Origin of the sequence: Mycoplasma sp. OR1901, from assembly GCF_013348745.1 — a bacterium.
Lineage (GTDB): Bacteria > Bacillota_I > Bacilli_A > Mycoplasmatales > Metamycoplasmataceae > Mycoplasmopsis.
This window is the reverse complement of the sequence record NZ_CP054666.1, coordinates 286,497-302,686: the sequence shown is the minus strand read 5'-3', so window position 1 is coordinate 302,686 and position 16,190 is coordinate 286,497. Positions and strand designations below refer to the sequence as shown.

The following is a 16,190-nucleotide window of genomic DNA, read 5'->3' as shown; positions in this document are numbered from 1 at the left end:
GTAATACCTACTTTAATACTTTTACAATAATAAGAATCCATTTTTCTCCTTTTTAATAATTGTCTTCTTGTATTTCTTGAAATAGCACTATTTTACCTTCGAAATAAATATTTGATATTCCAGGTTGACCATTTCTATTTTTAGCTATAGTTACATCAGTTTTAATTGGACTATTTTTGTCTTCGTTATTTGTTTTTTCTTGTAAAAACTTATTTGATCTATTTAAGAAAATAACGATATCGGCATCTTGTTCAATAGAACCCGATTCTCTTAAATCATGTAATTGCGGTCTTTTATCTTCACGTTGTTCAACAGTTCTGGACAACTGAGAAAGAGCCATAATAGGAATTTTAAGATCTAGAGCTAATGTTTTTAATGCTCTAGAAATTAAAGAAACCTCATTTTGTCTATTACCAGTAGCTAAACTACCACCACTTAAAAGTTGTAGATAATCAACTACCACAAAGTCTAATTTTCCTAATAATTCTTTTGATAAATGTTTTATTTTTCAAACTATATCTGTAATTTTACTTGATGGAGAATCATCGAAGTATAATCTTTCTAACGCAGTATCATTGTGGAAAGAATCGTTTAAAACACTATGTTCTTCTGCGGTTAATGTTCTAGGGTCAATAATTTTACTCATTGGTGTTCTAGAGTTAGCTGAATAATATCTTACAACCAATTCATTAACGGGCATCTCTAGAGAAATAAATGCACAATTACGCTTTTTATTTTTTAAAACGTTGCTTACAATATTTAAAGCTAAGGCGGTTTTACCAACACCAGGACGTGCAGCTAATATTATAAGTTGACCTTGTTTAAATCCGTTAGTAAATTTATCAATTGCATGAAACCCTGTAAAAATACTATCATCATTATAAGAGTCACCTTTTTCTCTTATTTTTTCAAAAACTTCACGGAAATTATTAGTAGCCTCTGAAAGTGAAATAAAACTGCTATTATCTATAGTATCAATTTTATTATTAATAACAAATGTTTCAAAGTCAGTTAAACAATTTTGAAATTTAATTTCAGATTTATGCTTCATTGAATTAGCAGTGTCATTATAAAACACTTCTAATAATCTCAATTTACTTAATTCGATTAATTTTTGTACATAATTTAAAAAATTATTTTCATTAACCATTAAGGTAGATAAATCATTAAGTAAACCTTGATTAACAAGCGGAAACATTTTTTGTATTTGTTCATCAGTTGCGAGAAAATTACTTAAATCAGTAAAAGAATAAGAAACTATAGACTTTGTATTTTGATCTCTTTTATGTCTTATGAAGTTGAAAACTTGTCTATTTTCTTCATAAAAGAAAGCATCAGCATTTAAATACTCAATACCTAAACTTTGTTTATCTTCTATCGAAATCATAACTGATAAAACACTTCTTTCTATGTTGTAATCATGAAATAAAGTATTTACCAAGAATTTTGAAGATAGTTTTTCAAAATTCAAATATTGTGGTGTTTTTTTGAATTTATTATTTGTGTACATTTATTTTAATTTCAATTCTAATTTTAGCAACTATATCTTTATATAAAATAGCGTCTATTTCGTGTTTCCCTTCAGAAACTAAGTGAATTTTTTGGAAAGCATGTTTAGGAACATTAAATCCACGTTTAGTAACTTCTTTTTCAACGTCTTTTGTAGAAATTGAACCATGAACATTTAAATTTTTATTTCCATCAATATTTGCGCTTAGTTCAAATTTTAAAACTAATTCTTCAAGTTTTTCTTTTAATTGATGAGCTTCATTTCTTGTCTCGTGTTCATCAGAAACTAATTTATCTAATTTTCTTTGTAATTGAGCGTAATTTTTTTCATTATATGGAACACCGATTTTATTTCTAACTAAATAGTTAGTACCATAACCTGGTGATACATCAATAATTGTATTTGCTTTTCCATCTTTAGAGTCTTTTATTAAGATAATTTTCATTTTTAACCTTCCTTATTTCCATTTTGAGATATTGCGTGTCTAATATTATCAATAAATACATCCAATTCTTCATCACTTTCAGCGGCGGCAACACTAAAGTGACCACCTCCACCTACAGCTTCACAAATTATTTGAACGTTTGTATTAATACCACGTGCACTAAGTTTGTATTTTTTAGTACCTTTTAATTTAGCAACAACAAACGAAGCGACACGACCTTTAATTTTTAAAACTTCATTTGCTGCTATCGAAATAACATCGTTAGTTACTTCAGTATCAGAATAAGCTAAGTAAAATCCTTCTTTTATCTCTGTTATGTTTGATAATATTGATTCAATAACTTTTTCCGTTTTTTCATCTATTTTTAATAAATCTCTACTAATAATAGGATTTGCGCCTTTTAACCCTAACCATGCAGCAGCTTCGAAAGCTCTCGGTGTTGCAGATTTAGAAAAATTATTAGTATCAAGATAAATTCCGTTTAATAGCATTTGAGCACCATTTATATCTAAAATATTTTTATATGATAAGAACATTAATATTTCAGTAACTATTTCTGATGCACTCGAAGAGCTAGTATCGATAAATACATTTGTTTTGAGTGCGTAATCCACTTGTTTAGCCACTCTATGGTGATCAAAAACAAATATATTTTCACGTTTTGAATTTAATAACACTGTTGGGTTATCTGTTCTCAAAGGATCGGAGTTATCAACAAAAACGATTAATGTGTTCACTGAACTATATTCTGAAGCTTGTTTTCTATTTATTAATATTTGATTTTTATTAAATCATGTATTAGTTTCTAACCAATTTTCAACTGTACTATCATATGTTTCACTACATATATAAACTTTTTTACCAAATTTCTTAGCAATTAGGTATACAGCGTATGCTGATCCTAAAGCATCTAAGTCTGCTAATCTATGACCATAAATAATAACATTTTGAATATTTGTATCTTCTAGTTTTCTAGCAAAGTAACTTGCAACTTCTTTAATTTTAGTTCTATTATTATCAGGTAAAATTTCATTATTTGAACCATAATATTTGTGTGGCATAAAGTTTGAGAATATCGCAACTTGGTCACCACCACGTGATTGAGCTTGAACTAAAGCTTTTTTAGCTTGCTCTAATTTTTCATTTAGTGAATTTCAACCATGTGCTATACCAATACTTAATGATAATTTATTAATATTAATTTCTTCTCTTGAAATATCATCATCTATATTCATAAAAGGTTCAAAATTATTTTCTATAAGTTCTTTTAATGTTAATTCATTAGTAAAAATAAGAAATTTACCATTTGTGTATTGACGATAAATAATATTGTATCTTTTAACACATTCATTTATTAAGTTAATAACAATTGAATTTATTTTGAATAATTGTTCCTCTGAGAGTATAGATTGATACAAGCTATAGTTATCAATTTCTAATTCTGCAATTACTGGTTTTTGTTCTCAAATTTCATTCTTGTAAATTGATTCTGTAGTTATATCTCTAATTAAAACAACATTGTTTAAAGGTCAAAATTGAACTTCATAATCACCGTTTTCGTTGCTAATATTTAATTTGTTAACTTCAAAATTTAAATCTTCATATTTTGGATTTATATCCTTAAAAAAGTCAAAAATATTTTTTCCAATAAAATCTTTTTTAAATTTTGTTTTTATATATTTAGTTGTGTATACAATTTTTTTGTCAACATCATAAATTATTAAACCAATTGAATTTGATTCCATCATATCTTCAATAAAACCATTAAACGATTTTTTAATAATTTCTCTACTTCTTGCAAAATGCAAAATAGTTCGATGTATTGAAAAAGATGTAAGAATTAAACATACAATTATTGATAAATCTATTATTAATCAATGTGTATATGTATTTATTTTTTTGAAATACATTACTAGTACTAAACCAACAATTATTAGTATAAAAACAATAGATAAAAGAGCAAAAAGAAGGTATTTTTTTCTAGTATTCATCAATCCCTTTCTGGAGTTTTAATATTTAGTTTAATTATACATTATTTAAACTTAAATTCTTATTTTATATTTAATAAGAAAAGGACGATACTTCGTCCTATTTATTAGTGACCATGTGAATGGAATGATAATATGAAAATTGCAAATATTATTCCTATAAACATGATTAAAATGACAAAAAAATATTTTTTCTTGTTTAATATTCAATGATAAAATTCAGGTAAAAATTCCACTAAAGATGTAAATATAAATATTGTTCCAATTGTTGAATAAATTAGTGAATTTATATATCCTTGTGAACCAATGTTAACAAATATACCTATCAACATAAATGGTAAAAATAAAGATAAACCTAAAAATGATATCATTAATGATTTTATCGGTGAAAAACCAGATTCACGCAATCTAACATAGAAAATAAATTCTTCAGGTATTAAATGTAATATTAATGAAAATAGATAAGCTATTGTTAAAGTAGTAACTCCAGCATCAGTTGAACCCATTTCGGCAAATTGGCCTATAAGAATATTTTGAGATAAACTATAACCTATTAATAGACCTTCAGGTATTCTATGTGTAAGTAGAAGTAATAAAGCGATTAATTTTAATTTTTTTTCTACTTTCTCTACAAAAATTGTATCTTCAGCTAAATTAATACGATCATCTTTATTTGATAAAAATTCTTCATGCGAATGATGATGAATTTCGCCATCAGAATGATTATGTTCATGAATGAATACACTTAGTTTTCTAGATTTCATTAATTTTTGGTTAAGTTTATATGAAATAACAAATTTAATCATAATTGCTATTACTAAACCTAAAAGCGATCCACCACCTACTAGTAATATATTTAATAAATAAGTATTTTTACTCCAATAAGCATGGGTTGACGCATACATAGAAGATTGCTCAATAGATTCACGAAGGAAACCAAAGGTAGCTAATATTATGAAAAAACCAGTTGAAAAAGCATATAAATAAACTTTTACATTGCTATTTAATAGTTTTTTAGCAAAAGGGAGTGTGATAGATAAAATTGTAGGTATCGAAAGTAAAATCATTAAGAAAATTAAAACTAATATGATTTTAGAACCTATTTCATTTTGAACTCCATTATTTATACCTTTATAAATTTCATAAATTCAATTCATTAAATTTACTCCTGAATATTATGATAAACTTCTTGGACGTCGTCGTCTTCTTTTAATTTATCGATAAATTCAAATAATTTTGTTTTCTTTTCTTCATCATATTCAACATACATATTTGGAATGTATGTAACTTCACATTGAATAAATTCTTCAATTTTTAATTCTTCTTCAAGTTTTGTTTTAACATCACTGAAACTATCTGGTTCAGTTAAAACAACAAATGTTTCATCGTTTGTTTCAACATTTTCAGCTCCTGCTTCTAATGCGACCATCATTAATTCATCTTCAGAAACTAATGATTTAGAAACTTCGATAATTCCTTTTTTATCAAATGCGTAAGGAACTTGACCTGTTTTACCAAGTGTTGCATTTTGCTTGTTGAAGTATGATTGTACGTTTGATTTTGCTCTATTAACATTGTCAGTTAAAGCTAAAACCATAAAAGTTGCTCCACCACTAACTGTTGCATTAAATAATAATTCAATAAATGCATCTGAATCTTTAGATCCCTTAGCTTTTGCGATTGCTCTTTCTATGTTATCTTTAGGCATATTTTTTGATTTTGCCTTAGAAATAGCTAATTTAAGTGCCGGGTTCATGTCTGGATCTGGTCCTAACATTGCTGCTACATAGATTTCTTTAGATAATTTTTGGAAAATTTTTCCTCTAGCTGCATCTTGTGCGCCTTTCCTGTGAGCTATATTTGCTGAGTGTGAATGTCCTGCCATAATTTAATCTCCTTATTTTACATTGTTTGGTTTATAAGCACCATCTCTTTTATGTTTTGATATTTTGTGTTTGTGTTTTATTTTTTCAATTGATTCATCTTTAATGTATGAATTAATTTTATCTTTATCATTTAAATGATTAATGTAGTAATCAAGTTCTAAATAACTAAAACCTAATTCGTCTTCATCGTTTTGACCTTCTCAAAGACCAGCAGAAGGTTTTTTATTTAAAATGCTTTCTGGTACGCCTAAAAGTTCAGCCATGTAATTAACTTCACCTTTAGTAAGTTTAGAAATAGGTAGTAAATCCGCACCACCATCACCATATTTAGTGAAGTAACCTATATAAACTTCATCTGCATTATCAGTTCCTAATACTAAAGAATTATTTTCTTGAGCTAAAGCATATAGTGTAGTCATTCTTAGTCTAGGTTTAATGTTTGCAATTGCTAATTTATTTGAAATATTTAATTGTTTAAGTTGTGCGTCAAAAACACTACTTAAATCTACCTTAATGAATTCTTGCCCAAATTTCTTTTCAAGTTCGCTAATATGTTTTAAATCTGAATCACTCATTGATGAAATAGGCATAACTACTCCAATTGTAGTGTTTGGAGCAACTAGTTTTGCTAATGAGTAAGTTAATGCAGAATCAATTCCACCACTAATACCAACTATAAATCCAGTTGCGTTTGCTTTCTTTAATTTATTTTTTAAAAACTTCTTTAAAACTTCTACATACTCCAAAGTTTTTTCTTTAGAATATACTGGAACATTGTCTTTATATGATGTTATTTTACTCATTTATTTCTCCTCATTAATATTGTTGTAAGGTTGTTCTAATTTAAAAATATGTACATTTGGAACTTTTTCAAATTTCTCTTTTATAATTTCGTATAAATGATAAGCAAAAACCTCTTCATCTAAATGTGGTATCTCTAAAATGTTAATATTATTATTTTTATATGTTATTCAGTCACTTCATTTAAGATCGCTAGTTACAAATAAATCTATTTGATCTTTCATTTCAATTATTTGACCAATATAACCACTCCCACTTAAAAATGCAACTTTATTTAATTCTTGTTGGTAGTTTTGAGATTCGACATTTGTTCTGAATGAGTGTAAACTTAATTTTTCTTTTAATAATGATGAAATTTCATTTAAGTTTGTTTTTTTATTTATTATAGCACTATACTTTGGTGATTGATAATCAAAATATTTTTCTAAACCAAGATTTCTAACTATTTGATACGAAGTACCTAAAGTTGACGAATCATAATTAGTATGCATTGCGTAAGAAGTTATTTGATTTTTTCTTAGTTTTTCAATAATTTGTTTTTTATATGGTGATTTTAAAAACTCGGTTTTTTTATCTTTTTCAAATAAAAAAGGATGGTGTGTTAGGATTAAATTACATCCTTTTTTAATTGCTTCTTCTAGAACTTCATTAGTTAAATCAATTGCTAATAAAACTCCTGTTACTTTTTTGTGTTGTTGTGTTTTAACTGAGTATCCAGACGGGTCTCAAATTTCTTTATTTGATAGTGGATACATTTTTTCTAATTCAATAATAATTTCTTTTAATTTCATATTATGAGTGGTAATCTTTTAAATTTTTACCAAATTTAGGATTATTTCTTAACTTTCTTAGAATTTTATTTTCAATTTGTCTAATTCTTTCTTTAGAAACATTGTTTCTTGATACAGCTAACTCTTCTAATGAATGGACTCTGTATCTTTTACCATCTTTATCATAACCTACACCATAACGTTTGCAAATTAATTCTTTTTCGTCTTCTTCAAGTGTTTCTTCAATCATTTTTAAGATTAATTCAGATAATTCTTCGTGTGCTGAGTGATCAACTGGTCCAATTGTATTTTCATCTTTAATGAAATCACTAAATGATGAATCATTTTCTTTACCTACTTGTTTATCAAGTGAAATTGGATCAATATTAATTTTTTTAATGTAAGCTACTTTATCAGCTGTAAAATCTTCATTCCCTGCTATTCTATTAATTTCATCTGCTATTTCTTTATCAGAAGGTTCATAACCTAAATTATGTTGAAGTTCTCTTTCTATTTTAGAAACTTTATTAATTGTTTCAACCATATGAACTGGAACCCTAATTGTTCTAGCTTGATCAGCAACTGCACGCGTAATAGCTTGTCTAATTCATCATGTTGCATATGTTGAGAATTTGAACCCTTTAGAGACGTCAAATTTTTGAACAGCTTTCATAATCCCTTGGTTACCTTCAGAAATTAAATCAATAAATGAAAGACCTCTATTTTTATATTTTTTAGCATTATTAATAACTAAACGTAAATTACGTAAAACTAATTTATCTCTTGCTCTTTTACCTCTGAAACCACCTTTTTCAATTTGACGGCAAATTTCAGCTTCTTCCTCATCAGTTAAAAGGTTACCATATTTACCGATTCAACGCATATATCATTTAACAATGTCATTAGTTTCGGTTAATTTATTTGCTAAGTTACTTGTTTTTTTATTTTCAGTTTCTAATAAAATTTCTTGATTAGCATCAAAGCTTAAGTCTAAATCAAACTCGTCATCTTCAGAGCTAGATGAATATAAATCATCAGCCTCTTCTTCAACTTCTTCTTCCTCTTCAGATTCTAATTCATCGTTGTCATCATTTGAGTAATCATATTCTGTTTTATCATCGTCGTCATCGTCTGAAGAATCATCATCCTCATCTTCAAATAAGTCAGGATCTAGCTCCTCTGACTCATCATCAAAATCAAGTTCATTTTCTTCTTCGATTTGAACTTCTTCTTTAGTTTTCTTTTCTTTTTTCTTTGTAGTTGGCTTTTGAGATGAAGTTTCTATTTCTTTAGATCATGTATTATCAATTAATTCATCGTCACCCTGATCAACTTTATTACTAATGATATTGTGTTTCATAAGAACTTCAAAAAATTCAGTGATACCATCGTAATCATCATCTTGAGCAATACTTAGTTTTCTTTTATCTAAGATATCAAACACTTCCTCTTGAGTGAAAAAAGTTTTCTTTTTCCTCTTCAATTCATCTTTTAAAATGTCGATTACTAAACTATATTCATTCATTTTAATCTCCTTTTTTATTTTCTTCTTTTTTTATAGTTGTTTTTTTATTCCTTGAATAAAATGTTCTTATTACATCTATGTCACCTGTTTTAATATTAGACATATTATTTTTATTTTTGATAATAAATTCGTTGGTAAATGCTCTTATTAAAGGATCTAAATTTATTTCTCATTCAGTTTGATTTAAAGCAACTTCGTTTCTAATTCTTGATGAATATTCTTCAAAAAATGAATTGATGCTTGATTGGTCTATTTGAGTTGAATTATTTTCTAGATAAACTAATTTTGAAAAAATGTTATTTAAGTCATTTAATATATCTTCTTTTTTAATACTGATTATATTCTTTACATTTTCACTTAATTGAAAATCACTATCTAAATTATCTAAAAAATCTAAATCATCATTATCATCTTTATTTTGTTGATGCATTTGTTGAATTTTATTATAGACATTCTTATAAAGATCATGTTTTTCATAAAAATTTTTATTATCTGAATCTTCAATTCTGTCATTTATATATTGACTTTCAATCATGTATATTAAAAACTTAATTTGGATATTATTATTAATAACATTATTTAAAAGTCTTCTTGGGTCATTATTAAAATTAATTTGATTAGAATAATTGTTATTGTTTGGAATAACATTATTTATATATGGGTCATTTGGTATTTGATAATTATCCTCAACAGGCACTAAACTATCATCTAAAACCCCTAAATCTTGCGAGTTATAGTTATAAACATCTTCTTCTACAAAATTTTGTTCAGTTTGTTTTTGAATTTCTATTTTGTAATCATAATTTTTGAAAAACTTGTTAGTTATATAGCTAGAAAATTTCTCTGGTAAATATTTTAAAAAGTCTAAAATATTTTTTTCAAATTCTTGTAAACTTGCAAAATCTTTATTATCATCTAAGTTATTTTTACTTATAAAATAATCATAAATAAAATCTAATGAATTTTTAGTATTAGATAAAAGTTCATTTAATTTTACTTCTCCGTATTGTTTTAATATTTCATCAGGATCTTTATTATATGTATTTATTACAATATCAATATCATGAATACCATGTTTATATAATGCTAATATTGATTTTAACGAAGCATTAATTCCGGCTTGATCATTATCTAAAAATAACTTGATGCGATAATTTTTAATATATGCAATATGATTATCACTTAATGCTGTCCCCATTAAAGCTACAGCATTTTTAATGTTAGATTTATAAAGTGCAATTACGTCAAAATAACCTTCAACAATAATAATTTCTTTTTTTGTTCTTATAAATTCTTTTGCATTATAGTAGTTATATAGAATTTTTGATTTTTTAAATAATCTAGTTTCTGGAGAATTAAGATATTTACTTTTAACATTTGGGTCAAGTGTTCTTCCGCTAAATCCAACGACTTTTCCATTGTTATCTCTTATTGCAAAAGTAACTCTATTTTGAAAATAATTGTATAAATCTGTATTAATAAGCCCAGCATCTGCTAGCTCTTTTTCTGAGTAATGAAGTGTATTAATTAAGTATTCAGTTAAATCATTATCTTTTGAATACCCAATATCAAAAGTATTTAGAAGTTCAAAATTATTAACTTCACGTTTGTTTAAAAATTTAGTTGCAACATCGAATCTCAAAGGTTGTGTTTTTAAAAAAGTATTTGCAGCATCTAATAGATCAAATAAATTCAAATCTTCCTTTGAGAAATGTGATAAAGGGTCAAATTTATAACTAGAAAAGTCATAATTATAACCAATTAAATTTGCTAAATATTCTAATGATTCAACAAAACCTTTACCTGTTTTTTTCATTATGAAATTCAATGCATTTCCGCTTTCTCCACACGAAAAACACTTATAAATATTTTTTTGTGGTGAAACCGAAAAACTAGGGTTTTTATCAGAATGAAAAGGGCAAAGAGAATAATAATTATTACCTTTGCGTGTAAGTGAAAGGAAATTAGAAATAACATCAACAATATTTGAATTTGACACTATTTCATCAACAATATCACGTGGGATTGTTGCCATCTTACTAAACTCCTTTTATTTTTTATAAATATTTAACGATATCATCAACAGAAATTCTAATTTGTTCCATTGTATCTCTGTTTCTTAATGTAATTGTATTATCTTCTAAAGTTTGATAATCAATTGTAGCACATCAATATGTACCAATTGCGTCTTGACGTCTATATCTTTTACCAATAGAACCTGCATCATCATATGTTACACTAATTCCTTTTTCAAGTAATTTTTCATAAAGTTTAATAGCTGGTTCTGATATTTTTTTCATTAATGGTAAAACTGCTAATTTAAATGGTGCTATTGAAAGAGGGAATTTTAACACAACTCTTTCATCGTTTTCTAATTCTTCAACATTATATGCATCAGAAATAACAGCAAGCATTAGACGATCTAAACCAATACTTGGTTCAATTACATAAGGAACAACTTTTTGGTTTGTTTGTGGGTCTAAATAATCAAGTGCTTCGCCTGTGGCTTTCGAATGTGATTTTAAGTCAAAATCAGTACGGTTTGCAATACCTAATAATTCACCTCAACCAAATGGGAATTTAAATTCAATATCACTTGTAGCAGTTGAATAATGAGAAAGTTCTGAATCATCATGCTTTCTTATTCTAATGCTTTCTTCGTTAATTCCGATTTTTTTAACAAAATTTCAAGCCTTGTTAATGTAGTAATCGAATCATTTGTCAGCCTCATCAGGGTGTGTAAAAAATTCAAGTTCCATTTGTTCGAACTCTCTTGTTCTAAAAATAAAATTACCCGGGGTTACTTCGTTTCTAAAACTTTTTCCAATTTGACCAATACCAAAAGGCAATTTAGATCTTGAAGTTCTTAAAACATTTTTAAAATTAACAAATATACCTTGAGCTGTTTCAGGTCTTAAATATACAACTGATTTTTCACCTTCAACAACACCTTGGTGTGTTTGGAACATTAAGTTAAATTTTCTAATTTCTGATCAATCAGTTTTTGATCCTTCATATTCAGGTAAATTTTTTACTAAGAAATCTCTCATTTCTTCGTTTGTCATTTTCTCAGGAATTATATTTTCATCAATTTCTTGTATTAATTTATCTGCACGATATCTTTTTTGATTTACTTTGTTTTCAATTAATGGATCACTAAAATTACCAACGTGACCACTTGTAACTCATACATTTGGGTTCATTAATATCTTCGAATCAATTAAATGATTATTTGATTCTTTGATAATAAATTCGATTTTTCAAGCACGGGCAATATTATCTTTAAGTAGTGAACCTAAAGGTCCATAATCTCATGTATTTGATAATCCTCCGTAAATTTCACTACCTTGAAAAACGAAACCAAAATTTTTAAGATGATTTACTATTTCTAACATTTTTTCTCTTTTTATAGTCATAATATTTATTATACCAAATTTTTTTAAAATATTTTTGTGTAAATTTGGTATAATACGCGATTTTTTACTGATTTATTTTAAATAAAAATTAACGATAATGTAAAAAAATAATAGCGTATTTGCTATTATTTTTTGACTATATTTAATTAATTTAATGGAGGTACATATCCTAATCAAAGCATGAAAACTAATGTAATTAAAATTCCAAATGATAATGAAATTAATAACACTGCTCAGAATAAGAATGAATCATTTTCTCTTACATAAACTTCTTTTGTTTTTGTAACTACTTGACCATCTAAATTATTTGCATAATCAGTAAATACTAATAAGTGATCTCTATTTGAAGCTTTTTGTGCAACAAAAGCGTATTTATAGTTCATTTCTTCTACAAATGCAACATATTTTTTGTTGTAAACAACGTATGAAAGCTCTTGAGATAGTCTAAGGTTTTCACCTTCTTTTAACTCTACATAAACAAAGTTTTCTGGTGTGTGTTCAACTTCTTCTTTTGCAAATATTTTTGTAGATAATTTTTCAGATGACATAACTAATGATTCTGTTATTAATTTTAATAATTTTGTTTTCTTAACATCATCTTTGTAGTGATCTTTTAATTCTTTAGCAACTGATAATGAATTAGTAAGTTCGTTTTTAATATCTGTTAAATCATTTACTGAAGTTGTTTTTTCTTCTGTAACTTTTTCTGTAACTTTTTCTAATTTATCTGCAAATACTGCTAATGATTCAAGTTGCTCATCTTTAGAAAGATCTCTAATGTAGTGGTATTTAATTAAGTCGTTTTCATTTACATAAACTTCTTTAATTACTTCTACTTCTTTTATAACTTCAACTTCTTTGATAACTTCTACTGGTACTTCTCTAATTACTTCTTTAATTACTTCTCTTACTTCAACATCTTTTTGAACTTCAACATTGTCATATGATTCAGCTCTTGCTTTTAAAATTTCAATTTCTCTTTCTAAAGCAACTTTATCTGAATTTGTGTCATTTAATTTAGCTAATAAAAGTGCAACTTCTTCTGAATCAACATTTTTATTTTGTAATAAAAGTTGTAATTCTTCAATTTGTTTTTGTAATTTTTCGATTTGAAGATCTTTAGGGTTTTTCTTTCTTTCAAGAACAAAGTCATCATCTACAGGGAAGTATGTTTCGTGGTCACGTAAAACTTTGAAATCAACGATTTCTTTTAAGTATTCACCTGCTGCTTCATTATTTCTTAAACCAGTTTTTTGGTTAACGTGAAATTCTTCAAGAATGTCAGCTTCATCAACGTTACCGTCATATCTTTCAGTATTAATTTCAAACTCAAAAACTCCTTCTTCATTTTTCTCAGAAATGAAAAGACCACCAAAAACTCTTTTATCAGTTTGGAAATAAGTAGCACAGTCATAACCTAATTCTAAGAATCAGTTCATAGCATCTTTACGTGTTTTGAATAACGCTAATGCAGATTTAACTTTTGGGTGTTTTAAAGCTCAAGGGTAATTTTTGTCATTACTTGGCTTGTATAAACATAATAAACGTTTCATATTTTTTCCTCTTTTTTAATTTTTACTATTTTTATCTTGATTGGATATTTTATTGAGATTATTACATAATAATCTTATAAATATTATACATATTTATCGTAGTTAAATAAATTAAAAAATAAAAATAATAGTAATAAATGTATTTTTGCATAAAAAAAGTGTTTTTGCATTCATTACTAATTTCTTTTTATCTCTTATTTTTTTCTTTTTCGCCTAAAATATGGCACTTTCTGCATCTTGGTTCATACTCCGAATCACCAATTAAGTTTAACTCATCACTGCTTTCTTTTCTGAAAGAAAATGCAGCATCTGACTTACAAACTAAACAAACGGCCTTAAGTTTTGTAACATAATCGGCTATTGCAAGCAAGTTTGGAGTTACTCCGAACGGTCTTCTCATGAAGTCCATATCTAGTCCACTTATGATAACTCTAACACCTTTTAATACTAAAAAATCAATAACTTCATAAATTCCATCATCAACAAAATTTATTTCATCGATTGCAACAGATTTAACCAATGAATTTCAGTGATCTAAAATTTCGCTAGCTTTTTCTATGACAATAGCATTTGTTTTTGCTCCAGTTCTACTAACAACCATAGTTTCACTAAATCTATTATCAAACTTTGGTTTGAAAACTAAAGTTTTTACACCTGCAATTTCTAGTATTTTTAATCTTTTTAATAATTCAGCACTCTTACCAGAAAACATTGGTCCGGTTATAACTTCTAAAGTTCCTTCAGGTTTTTTTAAAAACATTTTCACCCCCATAACAAAAATTATAATGTTCTATTATTTTAAAACTATTTAAAGGAATTTCAAAGAAATTAAAAAATATTTTTTTATAAAAAATGAAATTATTTTTTTGCTATACTAATTATTCAATAAAGCTTCGGAGGTAAAAATGATTATTGGAATCAGCGGAATGATAAGCGGTGGCAAAAGCACTCTAACAAAAAAATTAAAACAGCATTATGAAAATTCATTACTATTAGAGGAATTCGAAGAAAATGATGAAGTTTTTAATCAATTTTTAGAATGATTGTACTCTAAAAAAGAAAACTTAACAATGGGTTTTCAAGCTTATGTTATTGAAAATCACACAACAAAGTTAAACGAAATAATTGATAAGTTTTATCAATTAGGATTTTCTTTGAAAGAGAATCACATATTTTTAGATAGATTTAGTATTGAACATTATATTTTTGCATCAGTTATATTAGCGCAAAAAGGAACAAATTACTTAAAAGGGTATGACGCTTTGTTTAATAATTTAATTATGGAAAGAGAAACTCCTGATTTAGCAATTTATTTAGATATGGACTACGAAACTTTCGAGAATAGATTATTCAAAAGAGGTAGAGAAGTTGAAATAAATCACTATTCAGAAAATATTGAATATTTTAAAAATCTTTTTTCCTTATATAGAGACATTTTTGAAAAACAAGCTAAAAAATATAATTTAAACTATGTTATTATCGATACAAAAAATCTAAATGAAGAAGAAGTTTTTGATAAAACAATTGAAATAATTGAAAATTATAAGACTAATAATATAAAAGAAAGAGTTAAATAATGGTTATTTCAGTTAGCGGAATGATAGGAAGCGGTAAAAGTACCCTCTCTAAATTATTAAATAAAAAATACCAAAACTCACTATTATTAGAAGAATTTAGCGAAAATGACGAAGTATTTAATAAGTATTTAGAATGAATTTATTCTAAGAAACCAAACATAGATTTATCTTTTCAAGCCTATATAACAGAATCATTAGAATATTCTTTCAACAAGGCTAATAAAGAGTTTTTAGAAAACAATTCTCATAAACAAACACATATATTTTTAGATAGATTTAATATTGAGCATATAATTTTCGCAATCGTTACACTTTCTAAAAAAGAACCTAAATATTTAAAAGCATTTTTAGATATGTTTGAACACTTAATTAATTTAGATAATAATCCTGATTTAGCAATATTTCTTGATCTTAGCTTTGAAAATGTAAAAGAAAGAATATTAAAAAGAGGTAGAAATGTTGAAATAGAAAATTTCAACGAAAATTATCAATATTTCTACGAATTACATTTATTATATAAAAGCGAATTTATTAAACTGACAACAAAATATAATATACCTTATGTAATTATCGATACAAATAATCTAAATGAAGAAGAAGTCTTTTACAAAGCTGTTAAAATAATCGATGAATTTAATTTTAGTGCATCTAAAAGAAATTAAAAAGTAAAAACTTTAAAGCTGTTTTTACTTTTTTTGTTCATTTTTTTAAAAATAGTA

Annotated in this window: 14 protein-coding genes; 2 read left to right on the top strand and 12 right to left on the bottom strand. The window is 26.1% G+C overall.

Annotated features, from left to right (window positions below; genetic code table 4):
* Positions 1-52: 52 nt before the first annotated feature.
* The 12 genes from HTZ87_RS01025 to HTZ87_RS00970 form a co-directional block, all read right to left on the bottom strand.
* Complete coding sequence (locus HTZ87_RS01025; protein WP_174892713.1) at positions 53-1,510, bottom strand: DnaB-like helicase C-terminal domain-containing protein; 1,458 nt, start codon at positions 1,508-1,510, stop codon at positions 53-55.
* Positions 1,497-1,955 carry a 50S ribosomal protein L9 gene (gene rplI / locus HTZ87_RS01020; RefSeq protein WP_174892712.1) on the bottom strand — a complete coding sequence of 153 codons (459 nt, stop codon included), beginning with the start codon at positions 1,953-1,955 and terminating at the stop codon, positions 1,497-1,499. Before rplI ends, HTZ87_RS01025 begins: the two co-directional genes overlap by 14 nt.
* 2 nt (positions 1,956-1,957) lie before the next feature.
* Complete coding sequence (locus tag HTZ87_RS01015) at positions 1,958-3,946, bottom strand: DHH family phosphoesterase (RefSeq protein WP_254616022.1); 1,989 nt, start codon at positions 3,944-3,946, stop codon at positions 1,958-1,960.
* Positions 3,947-4,050: 104 nt separating this feature from the next.
* Complete coding sequence (locus tag HTZ87_RS01010; RefSeq protein WP_174892711.1) at positions 4,051-5,100, bottom strand: ZIP family metal transporter; 1,050 nt, start codon at positions 5,098-5,100, stop codon at positions 4,051-4,053.
* 5 nt (positions 5,101-5,105) lie between these two features.
* The gene (locus HTZ87_RS01005) at positions 5,106-5,828 is read right to left on the bottom strand and encodes a YebC/PmpR family DNA-binding transcriptional regulator (RefSeq protein WP_174892710.1); all 723 of its coding nucleotides are present in this window, start codon (positions 5,826-5,828) and stop codon (positions 5,106-5,108) included.
* Between the two features lie 12 nt (positions 5,829-5,840).
* Entirely contained in the window at positions 5,841-6,632 is a 792-nt protein-coding gene (gene nadE / locus HTZ87_RS01000; RefSeq protein WP_174892709.1) for an NAD(+) synthase, read from the bottom strand.
* Positions 6,633-7,421 carry a Nif3-like dinuclear metal center hexameric protein gene (locus HTZ87_RS00995; protein ID WP_174892708.1) on the bottom strand — a complete coding sequence of 263 codons (789 nt, stop codon included), beginning with the start codon at positions 7,419-7,421 and terminating at the stop codon, positions 6,633-6,635. It lies immediately after the preceding gene.
* 1 nt (position 7,422) lies between these two features.
* A complete protein-coding gene (locus HTZ87_RS00990) occupies positions 7,423-8,925 on the bottom strand; it encodes an RNA polymerase sigma factor (protein ID WP_174892707.1) in 1,503 nt (500 codons plus the stop codon).
* A gap of 1 nt (position 8,926) precedes the next feature.
* On the bottom strand, positions 8,927-10,960 hold the full coding sequence (dnaG, locus tag HTZ87_RS00985) for a DNA primase (RefSeq protein ID WP_174892706.1): 2,034 nt from the start codon (positions 10,958-10,960) through the stop codon (positions 8,927-8,929).
* Positions 10,961-10,982: 22 nt separating this feature from the next.
* Entirely contained in the window at positions 10,983-12,341 is a 1,359-nt protein-coding gene (locus HTZ87_RS00980) for a glycine--tRNA ligase (RefSeq protein ID WP_174892705.1), read from the bottom strand.
* A 146-nt stretch (positions 12,342-12,487) separates the two neighbouring features.
* Complete coding sequence (locus HTZ87_RS00975) at positions 12,488-13,894, bottom strand: MAG3090 family protein (protein WP_174892704.1); 1,407 nt, start codon at positions 13,892-13,894, stop codon at positions 12,488-12,490.
* A 187-nt stretch (positions 13,895-14,081) separates the two neighbouring features.
* The gene (locus HTZ87_RS00970) at positions 14,082-14,654 is read right to left on the bottom strand and encodes a thymidine kinase (RefSeq protein ID WP_174892703.1); all 573 of its coding nucleotides are present in this window, start codon (positions 14,652-14,654) and stop codon (positions 14,082-14,084) included.
* 145 nt (positions 14,655-14,799) lie between these two features.
* Here HTZ87_RS00970 and HTZ87_RS00965 point away from each other — a divergent pair, with 145 nt between their 5' ends.
* Both HTZ87_RS00965 and HTZ87_RS00960 read left to right on the top strand, forming a co-directional pair.
* Positions 14,800-15,471, top strand: a complete 672-nt coding sequence (locus HTZ87_RS00965) for a deoxynucleoside kinase (RefSeq protein ID WP_174892702.1) — start codon at positions 14,800-14,802, stop codon at positions 15,469-15,471.
* Positions 15,471-16,133, top strand: coding sequence for a deoxynucleoside kinase (locus HTZ87_RS00960; RefSeq protein ID WP_174892701.1), 663 nt, complete (start codon positions 15,471-15,473; stop codon positions 16,131-16,133). The genes HTZ87_RS00965 and HTZ87_RS00960 overlap by 1 nt, the downstream gene beginning before the upstream one ends.
* Positions 16,134-16,190 lie beyond the last annotated feature (57 nt).